Origin of the sequence: Streptomyces sp. S4.7 (assembly GCF_010384365.1) — a bacterium.
Taxonomy (GTDB): domain Bacteria; phylum Actinomycetota; class Actinomycetes; order Streptomycetales; family Streptomycetaceae; genus Streptomyces.
On the sequence record NZ_CP048397.1, the window covers coordinates 7,759,996 to 7,774,067 of the forward strand.

General features: G+C 70.8%; 13 protein-coding genes. 2 read left to right on the forward strand and 11 right to left on the reverse strand.

Annotation, left to right across the window (positions count from 1 at the left end; translation table 11 throughout):
- Positions 1 to 14: 14 nt before the first annotated feature.
- From SSPS47_RS33830 to SSPS47_RS33840, 3 genes are read right to left on the reverse strand one after another with little or no spacing between them, the layout of a single operon-like run.
- A complete protein-coding gene (locus SSPS47_RS33830; protein WP_078079049.1) occupies positions 15 to 311 on the reverse strand; it encodes a hypothetical protein in 297 nt (98 codons plus the stop codon).
- A complete protein-coding gene (locus SSPS47_RS33835; protein ID WP_229701224.1) occupies positions 308 to 499 on the reverse strand; it encodes a toxin-antitoxin system HicB family antitoxin in 192 nt (63 codons plus the stop codon). The genes SSPS47_RS33830 and SSPS47_RS33835 overlap by 4 nt, the downstream gene beginning before the upstream one ends.
- A gap of 43 nt (positions 500 to 542) precedes the next feature.
- Positions 543 to 2,021 carry a PLP-dependent aminotransferase family protein gene (locus tag SSPS47_RS33840; protein WP_164254211.1) on the reverse strand — a complete coding sequence of 493 codons (1,479 nt, stop codon included), beginning with the start codon at positions 2,019 to 2,021 and terminating at the stop codon, positions 543 to 545.
- A 164-nt stretch (positions 2,022 to 2,185) separates the two neighbouring features.
- Between SSPS47_RS33840 and SSPS47_RS33845 the strand changes: the two genes are divergently transcribed.
- Together SSPS47_RS33845 and SSPS47_RS33850 are read left to right on the forward strand one after the other, a co-directional pair.
- Positions 2,186 to 3,202, forward strand: coding sequence for an alpha/beta hydrolase (locus SSPS47_RS33845; RefSeq protein ID WP_164254212.1), 1,017 nt, complete (start codon positions 2,186 to 2,188; stop codon positions 3,200 to 3,202).
- A gap of 367 nt (positions 3,203 to 3,569) precedes the next feature.
- Complete coding sequence (locus tag SSPS47_RS33850) at positions 3,570 to 4,499, forward strand: iron-containing redox enzyme family protein (protein WP_239065366.1); 930 nt, start codon at positions 3,570 to 3,572, stop codon at positions 4,497 to 4,499.
- A gap of 45 nt (positions 4,500 to 4,544) precedes the next feature.
- Here SSPS47_RS33850 and SSPS47_RS33855 read toward each other — a convergent pair whose 3' ends face one another.
- From SSPS47_RS33855 to SSPS47_RS33890, 8 genes are all read right to left on the reverse strand, one after another.
- Positions 4,545 to 4,814 (reverse strand): DUF6296 family protein, encoded by a 270-nt coding sequence (locus tag SSPS47_RS33855; protein WP_147877266.1) that lies wholly within the window; start codon positions 4,812 to 4,814, stop codon positions 4,545 to 4,547.
- A 103-nt stretch (positions 4,815 to 4,917) separates the two neighbouring features.
- Positions 4,918 to 5,703 (reverse strand): SAM-dependent methyltransferase, encoded by a 786-nt coding sequence (locus tag SSPS47_RS33860; RefSeq protein ID WP_164254213.1) that lies wholly within the window; start codon positions 5,701 to 5,703, stop codon positions 4,918 to 4,920.
- Between the two features lie 88 nt (positions 5,704 to 5,791).
- Entirely contained in the window at positions 5,792 to 6,658 is an 867-nt protein-coding gene (locus SSPS47_RS33865; protein ID WP_164254214.1) for a helix-turn-helix transcriptional regulator, read from the reverse strand.
- A 167-nt stretch (positions 6,659 to 6,825) separates the two neighbouring features.
- Positions 6,826 to 8,448: an alkaline phosphatase D family protein gene (locus SSPS47_RS33870; RefSeq protein WP_164254215.1), complete on the reverse strand. Its 1,623-nt coding sequence runs from the start codon at positions 8,446 to 8,448 to the stop codon at positions 6,826 to 6,828.
- A gap of 55 nt (positions 8,449 to 8,503) precedes the next feature.
- A complete protein-coding gene (locus SSPS47_RS33875; protein ID WP_164255286.1) occupies positions 8,504 to 10,777 on the reverse strand; it encodes a glycoside hydrolase family 3 N-terminal domain-containing protein in 2,274 nt (757 codons plus the stop codon).
- Between the two features lie 74 nt (positions 10,778 to 10,851).
- Positions 10,852 to 11,673, reverse strand: a complete 822-nt coding sequence (locus SSPS47_RS33880; RefSeq protein WP_164254216.1) for a carbohydrate ABC transporter permease — start codon at positions 11,671 to 11,673, stop codon at positions 10,852 to 10,854.
- On the reverse strand, positions 11,670 to 12,623 hold the full coding sequence (locus SSPS47_RS33885) for a sugar ABC transporter permease (RefSeq protein ID WP_164254217.1): 954 nt from the start codon (positions 12,621 to 12,623) through the stop codon (positions 11,670 to 11,672). The genes SSPS47_RS33880 and SSPS47_RS33885 overlap by 4 nt, the downstream gene beginning before the upstream one ends.
- Before the next feature lie 14 nt (positions 12,624 to 12,637).
- Positions 12,638 to 13,939 (reverse strand): extracellular solute-binding protein, encoded by a 1,302-nt coding sequence (locus tag SSPS47_RS33890; RefSeq protein ID WP_164254218.1) that lies wholly within the window; start codon positions 13,937 to 13,939, stop codon positions 12,638 to 12,640.
- Between the last annotated feature and the right edge of the window lie 133 nt (positions 13,940 to 14,072).

Consider the following 14,072-nt stretch of genomic DNA (forward strand, 5'->3'; position numbering starts at 1 on the left):
CGACAGCCCGGGGATCAGAGGTCGAGCACCGCGCGCAGTGCCTGGCTGATGCGGTCCATCACCGCAGTGTCGACCGGACCGAGCGGTTTCGCACCGTCGAAGCGTGTGACCCTCAGCTGCTGGAGGTTGACCGCGACGGCCGTGGAAGGCAGCGGGTGGTCGATCACCACGGACATCGCGGTGTCGGGATAGCGCCCGGCGTCGTGCAGTACGACGGTCAGGACCGCCCCGTACGCCTCCTCCAGACCGTCCAGCGAGACGATCAGGACGTTTCGCCCGTCGCCGAGCGTCCAGATCTCACCGCGTTTCACAGGGCGTCGCCCTCGCCGCCCAGATCCTCGCCGAGTCCGAGCGACGCGAGCCGGCGGGCGGAGTCGAGCACGGCCTGCCGCTGAGCGGCTCGCACGATGTAGGCGTTCAGGGACAGACCGGCCGCTGCCGCCCCCGCTTTGATCGATGCGTTGATCTCGTCCGGGATACGGAGCGTCATTGCGGTCATGCGACCGACCATAGCAACCGGGCAGTGGTTGCGCCATGTGGTGTCACTTCGCGGGGGCGAGGGACGGTTCCCCGGCGGGCGGCAGGGCCGCGCACAGGGCCTGGAGCGCGCCGTCGAACGCGTGATCGGGCGGGGCGCCGAAGCCGATCACCAGCCCGTCGCGCGGTGGCATCGTGCTCTCCGGGTGCCGGAAGGCACCGAGCCCCGCCAGCGCGAGGCCCTGGCGCCCGGCCGCGCGCACGGTGTCCTGCTCGGTGCCGGGCGGCAGGTCGAGCACCGCGTGCAGCCCGGCCGCGATGCCGCTGACCGCGATGTGCGGCGCCCGCTCGGCCAGGACGGCGACGAGCCGGTCGCGCCGCCGCCGGTACGTGCGCCGCATGACACGCACGTGCCGGTCGTACGCGCCGCGGGAGATGAGGTCGGCGAGGGTGAGCTGGTCGAAGACCCCGGTCCACAGCTCGCGGACGCCCTTCACGGCGAGCACGTCGTCCACGAGCCCGTCGGGCAGGACCAGCCAGCCCAGTCGAAGGGCGGGGGAGAGGCTCTTGCTGGTGGAGCCCAGATAGATCACCCGGTCGGGGTCGAGCCCCTGCACGGCGCCGACCGGCTCCCGGTCGTAACGGAACTCGCCGTCGTAGTCGTCCTCCAGCACCACCGCCCCGAAGGCGCGCGCCCAGTCGACGGCGGCCGTCCGCCGCCGCGCCGACAGCGGACCCCCGGTCGGGAACTGGTGGGCGGGCGTGAGCAGTACGGCGCCGGCGTCGAGGGAACCCAGCTCTAGGGTCCGCCCACCGTCCGAGTCCACGGTCAGCGGCACGGTGCGCAGCCCCGCGCCGGTCAGCAGTGAACGGTGGAAGGCGAGCCCGTACGACTCGACGGCGACCGTGCCGTCGAGCACCTCGCCGAGGATGCTCAGCGCGTGGGCGAAGCCGGCGCAGACGACGATCCGGTGGGGCGCGGTGCGTACGCCCCTGGCGCGTGCCAGGTACTCGGTGAGCGCCGTGCGCAGTTCGACACGGCCCCGGGGGTCGCCCACGCCGAGCGCGTCGCTCGGCGCGCTGTTGAGCGCCCGGCGGGCGGAGGTCAGCCAGGCGGACCGGGGGAACGCGGAGGCGTCCGGCGAGGTCGGCATGAAGTCGTACGCCGGCCGCGGCGCCGGCGGCGCGGACCGGCGGGCACGGTCCTTCGCGACGGGCAGCGGCGTGGCGCGCGGCGCGACGCGGGTGCCGGAACCCTGGCGTGCGGTGAGCCAGCCCTCGGCGACGAGTTCGGCGTACGCCTCGCCGACGGTGTTGCGTGCGAGGCCCAGGTCCACGGCGAGCGTGCGGTACGGGGGCAGCCTCGTGCCGGGCGACAGCCGGCCCGACGTGATGGCTTCCCGCAGGGCGAGCATCAACTGCTCACGGCGCGATCCCCGCCCGCCCAGCTCCAGATGGAGATCCGTCCCCACGGCGGGCCCGGGGCCGGGCGGGGGCTCGGGGGAAGGGGTCGCGTCCGTGGAATTGGCCCGTCGATCCGACATGGAAACGCACCTTACCCAGGGGGCCATCCGCTCCCTGGCTCGGGCATCGGGGCGGACACGACCCCCGCCCCCCGCGGCGATTTGCCGACCCGGCAAGTTCCCTTGGCCGGGGCGCGGCGGCCGCCGAATGATGGTGAGCGGAAACGATCACCGAGGAGGACCACATGCCGGAGCCCACCACGCCGTCCGCGGCAGCGCCCACCGTCACCCCGCCCGGCGCCGGGCACCGTCTGGTGGACGTCCCCGGAGGCCGTGTCCACCTCGTGGAACAGGGCACCGGCCCCCTCGTCCTGATGGTCCACGGCTTCCCGGAGTCCTGGTACTCCTGGCGCCACCAGCTCCCCGCGCTCGCCGCCGCCGGATATCGCGCGGTGGCCGTCGACGTACGCGGCTACGGCCGTTCCTCGAAACCGCCGGCCGTGGAGGACTACCGGATGCTCGCCCATGTCGCCGACAACGTCGGAGTCGTCCACGCCCTCGGCGAGGAGACCGCGACGATCGTCGGCCACGACTGGGGATCGAACATCGCCGCCGGATCGGCGCTGCTGCGCCCCGACGTCTTCACCGCGGCGGCGCTCCTCAGCGTCCCGTACGCGCCGCGCGGCGGCCCCCGCCCCACCGAGGCGTTCGCGCGGATCGGCGGCGACGAGGAGTTCTACGTCAGCTACTTCCAGACCCCCGGCCGCGCCGAGGCGGAGATCGAACCCGACGTCCGGGGATGGCTCGCCGGGTTCTACGCGGGGATCTCCGGCGACACGATGCCGCCGGAAGGCGAGGGCAGCCTCTTCTTCGTGGCGCCCGGCGGCAGACTCCGCGACCGGTTCCCCGCCGGCCGGCTGCCCGCCTGGCTCTCGGAGGCCGATCTCGACCACTACGCGGGCGAGTTCGAGCGGACCGGGACGACCGGAGCGCTCAACCGCTACCGCAACGTCGACCGGGACTGGGAGGACCTGGCCGCCTGGGACGGCGCCCCGCTCACCCAGCCCTCCCTCTTCATCGGCGGTGGCCTCGACGCCTCCCTCGCGTGGATGTCCGAGGCCGTACGGAACTTCCCCAGCACCCTGCCCGGCCTGGTCTCCTCGCACATCCTCGAAGGCTGCGGCCACTGGGTGCAGCAGGAGCGCGCGGAGGAGGTCAACGGTCTGCTGACACGGTGGCTGGACGCGCTGCCGGCGCGCTGACCCCCGGCCGGCGGCCCCGAGCGTGAGCGGACCGGTCCCCAACCGACGGGTCCGATCACCCGAACGGCGGCACCCCGGTGCCACGACTGCGCCAAGCGGGCGGGCCGCGCCGCCGGCCGGAGACGGCGGGCCCCGTGGGGCGGTCGCGAGGCACCGCCGGACGTTACCCAGGGTCCGGCCACCGTTACCGGCCAGGTCGACACGAAAGAGGAAAACCGGGGCATACCGGCGAGAATGATCGAACCGAGCACGCTGATCAGTTCGATCAGGTCAAGGAGTGAACTCAGTGGTGAACGCCGACGTCCGGCCGACCGGGCCAGCTCTGCCGACGGGCCGTGGCGATCTCAGCTACGGAGTCGTACGTGCCCTGCGTGGCCGCCCCGGTTCCAGGACCCCCCTTCCGCCGAGCGCCGCGACGGACGCCGCCGACCCGTACGGCGAGGACCTGCACCTCGCGCTCTACCTCTGCTACGAACTGCACTACCGCGGATTCTGCGGCGTCGACCCCGCCTGGGAGTGGGACCCCGCGCTGCTCGCCGTCCGCGCCGATCTCGAACGCCGCTTCCTCGACGCGCTGCGGGCGGACACCAAACGCCGCACCGACATCGACGAGGCACTCGCCGACCTCCTCGTCGAACCGCCGGACGGCACGAGCACGTCCCATTACCTCAAGGACGAGGGAGAGCTGTGGCACCTGCGCGAGTACGCCGCCCAGCGTTCCGTCTACCACCTCAAGGAGGCCGACCCGCACGCCTGGGTGATCCCACGGCTGCGCGGCAGGGCCAAGGCGGCGATGGCCGCCGTCGAGTTCGACGAGTTCGGCGCCGGCCGGGCGGACCGGATGCATTCTCGGCTCTTCGCGGGCCTCATGACGGACCTCGGGCTGGACACGGCGTACGGCCGGTACGTCGACGCGGCGGCGGGGGAGATGCTGGCGAGCGTGAACCTCATGTCGATGTTCGGTCTGCACCGCGCGCTGCGCGGCGCCCTGGTGGGCCACTTCGCCGCCGCCGAGATGGTCTCATCGCCCACGTCCCGCAGACTGGCGGAGGCCATGCGCCGCACGGAGGCGGGAGAGGCGGCCGTGCACTTCTACACCACCCATGTGGCGGACGACGCGTCCCACGAACAGCTCGTCCGCCACGAGGTCGTCGGCGGACTGCTGGAGGACGAGCCATGGCTGGAGGGGGACGTGGCCTTCGGCGTCGACGCCACCGGCGTACTGGAGGCGCGCCTCGCCGACAAGCTGCTCCCCGCCTGGCGCGACGGTCTCTCCGGCCTGCGCACGCCCCTTTGACCCCCGCCGTCCCCGCCCCTCACCGAGGAGGCGCGGACAGCTCCGTCACGAGCCGAGCGACCGCGCCGTCACCGGGGTGCTGGGCGCCTGCTGGCCCCCGCTGGCCAGCATCCGTACCTCGCCCCGGTCGCTGATCTCCGCGCGCACGATGCCGGTGTCGTCCTCGTAGACGGGAAATCCGCCCGCTCCGGCCTTCGCGGTACGCCGTACCGTCACCACGTCCCGTTCGACGTCCTCCCGTGGCACCGGCGGCCCGGCCGGGTCCGCCGGTGCCGGTTCCTCGAACACCAGCTCATAGCGTTCCGGGTAGGCCATGGGGGCCTCCTCCCGCGATAGGCACCACCACCCATCGTCACCCCGCCGGGCGATCCTCGCCCTCCGGCGTGGCCGGGCGCACCGGGAACGCGCGTTCCTGCCCTCAGGAGACGCGGGCGACTCCCGCGTAGACGGCGTTCTCCTCGGGCTCGGGAGCGGCCGTGTCCTTGTACCACTCGGGTCCGGTGACGAGTCCGGGCTCGACGAGATCGAGGCCGTCGAAGAACCGCGCGACCTCGTCCCGGGTACGGAACCGCAGCTCGATACCGCCCTTGCCGTAGGTCCCGGTGATCTGGGCCTCCAGCTCCTTGTGGAAGTCGAAGGTGCCGTGCGACAGCACCAGATGACTGCCGGGCGCGAGCGCGTCGAGGAGGGTGCGGGTGATGTCGTACGGACCGTCGCTGTCCGGGATGAAGTGCATCAGCGCGATGAGGGAGACCGCCACCGGCCGGTCGAAGTCCAGGTGCCTCCGCGCGTGGTCGAGGATCGCCTTGGGCTCGCGTACATCCGCCTCGATGTAGTCGGTCGCGCCCTCCGCGCTGCTGAACAGCAGCGCCTCGGCGTGCCGCAGGACGATGGGGTCGTTGTCCGTGTAGACGACCCGCGCCTTCGGGTTGATCTCCTGGACTATCTGGTGGAGGTTCGGCGCGGTCGGGATGCCGGTGCCGATGTCGAGGAACTGGTCGACGCCCTGGCCGGCCAGCCACGCGGACGCGCGGTGCATGAAGGCGCGGTTCTGCCTGGCGCTGCGCTTGCCCAGGTCGGGCAGCTGCTCCCCGACGGCCCGGTCGACGGGGTAGTTGTCCTTGCCGCCCAGAAGCCAGTCGTACACCCGTGCCGGGTGGGGCTTGCTCGTGTCGACCTGGGACTTGGGTGTACCTGCGTTCATGCGGTGCTCCGTTGGCTCTCTGATCCGAAGAGGGGGTGGCGGGAACGGGGAGTACCGGCCCGGCGGGTGTGACCGCCGGGCCCGGCGGTCACAGCGTGGCGCGGAAGTCGGACAGCAGCTGCCTCGTACGGCTCGCGGACTCCGCGTGGGCCACCATCCGGTCCATGGCCTCCATGTGTTCGGAGACCTCGCTGTCCTCGTCGAGATACAGCGCGCCGGTCAGATACTCGATGTAGACCATGTCCCGCACCTCGGGGATGCCGAAGCGGAACAGCACGAAGGGGCTGTACGTGCCGGGGTGGTGGCCGGCGGCGAACTCGGCGATCTGCAACGTCACGTTCGGCAGTTCGCTCGCTTCGAGCAGCCGGTCGACCTGCGCGCGCATCACGTCCGGCGACCCGACGTGGCGGCGCAGCACCGTCTCGTCCAGCACGGCCCAGAAGACGGGTGCGTCGGTGCTGGTCAGCAGCGACTGGCGCTCCAGACGCAGCGCGACCTGGCGGTCGATCCGCGTCGGGTCGGACATCTGCTGTCCCAGGGCGCCCCTGGTGAGGATCTGCCGCGCGTACTCCTCGGTCTGGAGCAGCCCCGGCACGAAGTGCGGTTCGTAGCACCGGATGGTCACCGCGGCCTCTTCGAGGCTGACGTAGCCGCTGAACCAGTCGGGGAGCACGTCGTGGAACCGCTGCCACCAGCCGGGCTTGTTGGCCTCGTCGGCCAGCCGGAGGAAGACGTCGATCTCGTCGCCGGGGACGTCGTAGGCGGGAAGAAGAATCTGCAGATACGGGACCTTGAGGGCGACCTCGGCCATCTCCATCCGGCGTACGGTGGCGGCCGTGACCCGCAGCAGCTGACCTGCCTGGTCCCGGGTGAGCCCCGCCTTCTCACGCAGCGCCAACAGCTGTCTGCTGAGCACGATCTGACCGATCGTCGGAGCCGACCGTGGCTCGCTCATTCCGTACCCCCGAGCCCCGCCGCAGCCATGGTGGACAGTCTGCCACAGCAACTATCCGGTGTGGCCGGTCTGTTGATCATTCGCGGTGTCCTGGCGGCCCCTCGGACCGCCGTGCTCGGTGTTCTCAAGTCCTCAGCTCGATCCTGGCCTCAGCGGGCTCCGCCCGGTCATGCGGGCTTCAGTCCCGGACTACCCGCTTCCGTGACGAATGACGCCGCTTCGGTGAGTGCGGAGCCCGGTTTCGTCACGGCGGTGAGTGTATTGAAGGTGACCGTCGCCCGGTCCTCGGCGAGTGTGAACGTGGTGTAACCCCGGCGCCCGTTGTAGTACTTCATGTGCGGGTTGGCGGAGGTGAGGTTGGACCAGTTGGACGGCTTCTCGGCGCCGTCCATGTCGCTGCTCACCGATGTCGTGGCGATCTCCGTGCCCACGACACGGGAGTTGGCGTCGTCGAAGTCCTCCTTCAGGTCGAAGCCGTAGCCGACGTGCACGTCGCCGGTGAGCACCATCAGGTTGTCGAGACCGGCCGCCTTCGCGCCGTTCAGGACGCGTGTGCGGGAGGCCGGGTAGCCGTCCCACTGGTCCATCGACAGTTTGAAGTCCGCGCGGGGCACGTCGCGGCGCTGGGCGAACGTCACCTGCTGGGCCAGCAGGTTCCAGGTGGCGTCCGAGCTCTGCCAGCCGTCGAGCAGCCAGCGCTCCTGCGTCTCGCCGGTCATGGTGCGCGTCGGGTCCTCGGACTCCGGCCCCGGGACCTGCCAGTTGGCGCCCTGCACCTGGTTGGAGCGGTACTGGCGGGTGTCGAGGATGTCGAACTGGGCGAGCTGTCCGAAGTGGAGGCGGCGGTAGAGCCGCATGTCGGGGCCGGTGGGCTGCTGCGGGGTGCGCAGCGGCTGGTTCTCCCAGTACGCGCGGTAGGCGGCGGCCCTGCGGAGCAGGAACTCCTCCGGCGGCACGTCGTTCTCGGGCGTCTCGTCCGCGTAGTTGTTCTCGGTCTCGTGGTCGTCCCACGTCACGACGAACGGGTGCGCGGCGTGCGCGGCCATCAGGTCCGGGTCGGACTTGTAGAGGCCGTAACGCAGCCGGTAGTCCTGCAACGTGACGGTCTCGCGGTTGTAGTGCGCGGGGAGTCTGCGGTCGGTGTAGTTGCGGGCGCCGCCGACCGCTGTCACGGCGTACTCGTACAGGTAGTCGCCGAGGTGGACGACGACGTCGAGGTCCTCGGCGGCCAGGTGCCTGTACGCGGTGAAGTAGCCGTGGTAGTAGGCCTGGCAGGAGAGCGTGGCGAATTTCAGCTCGGTGATCCGGGACGCGGCGAGCGGGGCGGTGCGGGTGCGGCCGACCGGGCTGATCCAGGTGCCGGCCCGGAAGCGGTAGTAGTAGACACGGTCGGCCGCCAGGCCCGCGACCTCGACGCGCACGCTGTGGTGGAACTCGGGGTGGGCGGTCGCGGTGCCGCTCTTGACGAGTACGGCGAAGAGTTCGTCGTGGGCGACTTCCCACTCCACCTCGACCCGCTCGGCCGGCAGGCCGCTGTCCGCCGTGTACGGCTCGGGCGCCAGCCGGGTCCAGAGCAGGGCCGTGCCGGGCTGCGGGTCGCCCGAGGCGACGCCCAGTGTGAACGGGTTCTCGCTGATGGCCATGGGGTTGAGCCGGCGGGCGGTCGCCGCGCCGGCGGACGGCATGTTCGCCGCGAAGGCGAGCACGGCCGCGGCGCCGGCGCGGGTGACGAACTGACGGCGGTCGATACGGCGCGCGGCAGCGCGGAATTCCGGCAGATGATTTCCCATTATGACGATTCATATGCCCTGTTGATCAAGCTTGCTGACGGCGCATCAGAGTGATCTACCGCGTCTCCCGGCATATCCGGGCGTGCAGCGCGCGTGTGTGGTCCACCTCCCGTACGGGGCCGGTCAGGACGGCCCGCGCGGTGAGCCGGGTGTCGGTACTGGAGGCGGCGAGCCGCAGCTCCAACTCGCCCGGCTCCACGACGCGCCGCCCGGCGCGTCCGGTGAAGGAGGCGAGATCGGCGGGGACGGTGGCACTGATCCTCGCCGCCTCGCCCGGCTCCAGCGGGACGCGCAGATAGCCGATCAGGCGCTGGACCGGCTGCACGACCGAGGCGACCGGATCGTGCAGATACAGCTGCACCACCTCCGTGCCCGCCCGGCGGCCGGTGTTGCGCACGGTGCAGGACAGCCGCAACTCACCGTCGGTCGGCGCGGTGCTGTCGGCGGTCAGTTCGGACCAGACGAACGTGGTGTACGTCAGCCCGTGCCCGAATCCGAACTCGGGGGTCGGGTCGATGTTCGAGGAGTCGCCCGCCTGTGCCAGCCGCGCCGCCAGATAGGTGGACGGCTGCCCGCCAGGGCGCCGGGGAACGCTCACCGGCAACCGGCCCGAAGGGTCGACCCGGCCGCTCAGCACGCCCGAGAGCGCCCGCACGCCCTCCTGGCCCGGGAAGAACGTCTGCACGATCGCCGCCGACGCCTCGACGGCCTCACCGCCCAGCGCGTACGGCCGCCCGGCGAGCAGCGTGACCACCACCGGGGTACCGGTGTCCAGCAGTGTGTCGAGCAACTGCTGCTGCACCCCGGGCAGGGCCAGCGACTCCGCGTCGCAGCCCTCCCCGCTCGTCCCCCGGCCGAACAGCCCCGCCCGGTCGCCGAGAGCCGCGACGATGACGTCCGCGCCGCGCACCGCCCGCAGCGCGGCGGCGAATCCGTCGGTGACCGGCGAGTCGACGCCGCAGCCTGCCGCGGTGACGATCTCGCAGCCGGGGAACTCCGACATCAACCCCTGGAGCAGGGTGGGCAGTTGCACCCCGGCGGGAGTGTCGGGGTGCTGGGACCCGACGTGCACGGGGAAGGAGTAGCAACCGAGAACCGCCGCGGGCGTGTCGGCCTGGGGCCCGACGACCGCGATCCGGGCGGGCCGCTCCAGCGGCAGGACGCCGTCGTTGCGCAGCAGGATCACCGACCGCTCCGCGAGGCGGCGCGAGATGTCCCGGTGCGCGGCGGAGTCCAGGTCCACGCTGTTGCGCAGCCGGTGCGGCGCGTCGAGGTCGGCGCCGGCCAGCGCGGGCGGCACCGGGCTCCAGCCGGGGTCGAGCAGACCGAGTTGTGCCTTCTGGGTCAGCACCCGCCGCAGCGCCCGGTCGACCACCGCCCCCGGTACGTCCCCGGCGGCGATCGCGTCCCGCAGCGGCTGCCCGAACGTCTTCACGGTGGGCAGTTCGACATCGACACCCGCGGTCAGCGCCGCCACCGCCGCGTCTGCCCAGCCGGCGGCCACGCCGTGCAGGGTCTTGAGGAACGCGATGCCGAAGTAATCGGCCACGACCGTGCCTTCGAAGCCCCAGACGTCCCGGAGCAGCCCGGTCAGCGACTCCTCGTCGGCGGCGCCGGGCATGCCGTCGGTGTCGGTGTACGCGCTCATCACCGACCGCGCGTCGCTCTCCCTGACCGCCATCTCGAAGGGCGGGAGCATGACGTCGGCGCGCTCCCTGGGGCCCATGCTCACCGGGGCCAGATTGCGGCCGGCACGGGAGGCCGAGTACCCGACGAAGTGCTTGAGGGTGGCCACGAGACCGGTGGACTCCAGTCCTTGGACGTACGCGGTGGCGATGGTGCCGACCAGATACGGGTCCTCGCCGATGGTCTCCTCGACCCGGCCCCAACGCGCGTCGCGCACCACGTCGAGCACCGGGGCCAGCCCCTGGTGGATGCCGACGGACCGCATGTCGCGCCCGATCGCGGCAGCCATCGTCCGGACGAGTCCGGGGTCGAAGGCGGCGCCCCAGGACAGTGGCACCGGATAGGTGGTGGCTCCCCAGGCGGCGAAGCCCGCCAGGCACTCGTCGTGCGCGAGCGCGGGGATGCCGAACCGGTTGCCCGCGACGATCCGTTGCTGAGTACGCATCAGGGAGAGCGCGCCGAGGGCGGGATCGACGGGGACCGTGCCGAACGGCCGGGTCAACTGGCCGAGTCCGTGAGGGATCAGCTCGTCGAGTGAGGGCGGCTCGTCCATGTCGTGCTGGTGCGGGGCGACTTCGGCGCCGTTCGACGAGGCGCCCGCCCACAGTCCGTACAGCTGGCCCAGCTTCTCCTCCAAGGTCATGGCGGCGATCAGTTCCTCGACCCGGGCCGCGCGGGCGGCCCGCGTGGAGGGAGCGGCGGTGGTCACGTTGTCGGTCACTTTCCTCCGACACCCATCAGCCCCTGGACCAGGGCTCGGCGGGCGAACAGGTAGACGAGCAGGACGGGCACGGTGGACAGCACCACGGCGGCCAGCAGGCCGGGGATGTCGACGCCGTACTGGGTCTGGAAGTTGTAGAGGCCGAGAGTGATCACCTTGGTCTCCTCGGACTGGGTGAGCACGAGCGGGAACAGGAACCCGTTCCACGCCTGGAGCGCGGCGAACACCACGACGGTGGACAGCCCGCTCTTCGACAGCGGCATGACGAGCCGGAAGAACACCCGCCGCGCGTCGGCCCCGTCGATGGCCATCGCCTCGAAGAGGTCGTCGGTGATGTCACGCATGGTGCCGGTCAGGATGAGGACGCAGACCGGCATGCAGAACGCCGCCGTCGGCAGGATGACGCCGATGAGGTTGTCGTAGAGACCGGCCTTGCTGATGACGTAGAACATCGGCACGATCACCGCCTGGGCGGGGATCGCCAGGCCCAGCAGGAAGAGGCGGAGGACGCCGGAGGTGGTCCGGCCCCGGTTGCGGACGATCGCGAACGCCAGGGGTGGTACGAGGAGCACGACGATCGCCACCACACTGGCCGTCACGATCAGGGTGTTGACGAAGTAGCGGCCGAATCCGTTCGAGAAGCTGTCGACGTAGTTGGACAGGGTGAAGTGGTCCGGGAAGCCCAGCGGGCCGCTCGCGCCGTAGTCGGCGCGCGACTGCACACCGGCTCCGAGCATGACGTACAGCGGCAGAGCGACGACGAACAGCCAGAGCGTGACGCCCACGCCCGCCAGGTAGTTGGGGCGATGCCTGGTCACATGCCCTCCTTGGTGCCGGCCATCTTGTCGTAGCCGGAGACCCGCACCACGATCAGCGAGACCGCCGTGGCCACCACGACCAGCAGCAGCGCGATGGCCGCGCCCGCGCCGAACTCGAAGCCCTTGAAGGCCTTCTGGTACATGTAGTAGGCGCTGATGGTGGTGTCGGTGCCCGGCCCGCCCTGGGTGAGGATCAGCACCGTGTCGAAGGTGGTGAGACCACCGACCACCATGAGGATCACCGACGTGATGACGGAGTTGCGCAGCTGCGGCAGGGTGATGTGGAAGAACTGGCGCACCCGCCCGGCGCCGTCGATCTCCGCCGCCTGGTACAGCACGGCCGGGATCGCGCGGGCCGCGCCCTGGTAGATCAGCGCGTGCAGCGGGGTGAACTGCCAGGTGCTCACCAGGACGAGCACGGCGATGGCTCCCGTACGGTCGCCCAGGAGGTTGCCGTCCCCGAACAGCCAGGTGGCCTGCGACGGGATCCCGAAGTTCGGCTCCAGCAGGGCCCGCCAGAGGACCGACACGGCGGTGGCCGACAGCAGCAGCGGGACGAAGAAGACCGCCGACAGCACGGCCCGGTTGCGCTGCGGGCCCGCCGCCCAGACGCCGAGCAGGATGCTCAGCGGCGTCTGGACCACCACCCCCAGGGCGGTGAGCAGCACGCTCAGCCACAGACTCTTGATCATCACCGGGTCGTGGAACAGCGTGACCCAGTTGTCGAACCCGGCGAACTCCGGTGAGCCCAGGCCCGACCAGGTGGTGAAGGACAGGACCGCCACCAGTACCAGCGGCCCGACGGCGAACAGCGCGAAGAACACGACGGCGGGCAGCGCCCAGCCGATTCCGGGCCGGCCGGTCCTGAGGCGGGCCGCGGCGCCGGCCTGCCCCGGGGGGTGGACCGGCCGGCGGCGCCCGTCCTTCACGGGGGAGGTGGGAGAAACCATGGAGGACGTCACCCTCAGACGGTGGTGAGGGCTTGCATGGACTTGATGAAACCGTCCGAGTCGAGCTGTCCGTTGAAGAACTGCTGGACCGCCACATAGATGGGCGTCATGTTCTTCGGCGGATACGCCTGGTCCCACGACAGCTGGAACGCCGGTGCCTTGGCGACCAGGTCGTACTGGTACTTCAGGTACTCCGGGTTGTCGGCGGCGTCCAGGAACTTGCCCGTGTTCGTGGTGGTCGGGAGGTTGCCGATGGAGAGCTGCTCCTCCACGAACTCGTCCGAGTACATGAGCTGCAGGAACTCGGCTATCGCGTCGGCGTGCCCGGTCGACTTGCGGACCGAGTAGAAGTTGTTGGTGTTGCCGACGAGGTTGGCGGCGTCGCCCTTGCCGCCCTCGACGGCCGGGAAGCCGGTGTACCCGAGATCGTTCTTGGCGAAGTCGGGATCCGCCTCCTGCTGGGTGGAGTACGCCCAGGAGCCCATCAGTTCGAAACCGGCCTTGCCGCTCGCCAGCAGGGCGGGGGAGCTGCCGTCGGTGAACTTGACCGAGTCGTGGTTGCTGCCGAAGGCGCCCGCGTCGATCAGCTCCTTGAGCATGTCCAGCGCCTTGCGGCTGTCGGCGCTGTCCCACACGTCCTTCTCGCCCGCCAGCGCCTTCTTGAACAGCTCGGGGCCCGCCACTCGGTCGTACAGGTACTCGAACCACATCATCGTCGTCCACTTGTCGCCGCCGCCGAGAGCGATGGGCGTGACACCCTTCCCCTTCAGGTTCTTCACCGCGGCCAGCAGGTCGTCCCAGGTGCGGGGCGCCTCGACACCGGCGTCCGCGAGCACCTTCTTGTTGTTGAACAGCAGCACCGGCTGGGTGCCGCGCATGGGTATCCCGTACGACTTCCCGTCCACCTGCGCGGTCTCGAAGACCGACGGCAGGAAGTTCGACCTCAGCCCCGGCTCCTTCTTCATCATGTCGTCCAGCGGAAGCAGCAGATCCGCCTCGACGAACGGCTGGATGCTGCCGCCGCCCCAGTTGAAGAACACGTCGGGCGCCTGCGGGGTGTTGATGACCGTCTGGAGCTTCTGCTGGTAGTCGGCGCCGGGGACGGTGTCCAGGACCGCCCTGACCTCGGAAGTCTCGTTGAACGTCGCCACGAGTCGCTTCTCCACCCGGTTCGCGGCGTCGCCGTAGACGAGTACGTGGAACTCGTCCGAGTCGCCGGAGGAGGAGCCGCCACCGCCACAGGCCGCCAGGCCCAGACCCAGAACCAGCGCCGCGCCGCCTGCGACGGCCCGGTGGAACCGTGCGCGTGTCTTCATCGATCGACCTCTCGAAAGTATCGGGAATCTGCCCGAAAGTCTCTGTGGGGAGCGACCGTAGGGTTCTCTCAAGTGCCGGTCAACATCGCTGTCATCACTCGGCGAAACCGTTACACAAGGCTGTGCTTTATCC

What these genes read in the sequence shown, in the direction of transcription:
- SSPS47_RS33835 (WP_229701224.1), bottom strand. Translation starts at nt 499, where the DNA reads ATGACCGCAATGACGCTCCGTATCCCGGACGAGATCAACGCATCGATC.
- SSPS47_RS33840 (WP_164254211.1), bottom strand. Translation starts at nt 2,021, where the DNA reads ATGTCGGATCGACGGGCCAATTCCACGGACGCGACCCCTTCCCCCGAG.
- SSPS47_RS33845 (WP_164254212.1), top strand. Translation starts at nt 2,186, where the DNA reads ATGCCGGAGCCCACCACGCCGTCCGCGGCAGCGCCCACCGTCACCCCG.
- SSPS47_RS33855 (WP_147877266.1), bottom strand. Translation starts at nt 4,814, where the DNA reads ATGGCCTACCCGGAACGCTATGAGCTGGTGTTCGAGGAACCGGCACCG.
- SSPS47_RS33860 (WP_164254213.1), bottom strand. Translation starts at nt 5,703, where the DNA reads ATGAACGCAGGTACACCCAAGTCCCAGGTCGACACGAGCAAGCCCCAC.
- SSPS47_RS33865 (WP_164254214.1), bottom strand. Translation starts at nt 6,658, where the DNA reads ATGAGCGAGCCACGGTCGGCTCCGACGATCGGTCAGATCGTGCTCAGC.
- SSPS47_RS33870 (WP_164254215.1), bottom strand. Translation starts at nt 8,448, where the DNA reads ATGGGAAATCATCTGCCGGAATTCCGCGCTGCCGCGCGCCGTATCGAC.
- SSPS47_RS33875 (WP_164255286.1), bottom strand. Translation starts at nt 10,777, where the DNA reads ATGACCTTGGAGGAGAAGCTGGGCCAGCTGTACGGACTGTGGGCGGGC.
- SSPS47_RS33885 (WP_164254217.1), bottom strand. Translation starts at nt 12,623, where the DNA reads ATGGTTTCTCCCACCTCCCCCGTGAAGGACGGGCGCCGCCGGCCGGTC.
- SSPS47_RS33890 (WP_164254218.1), bottom strand. Translation starts at nt 13,939, where the DNA reads ATGAAGACACGCGCACGGTTCCACCGGGCCGTCGCAGGCGGCGCGGCG.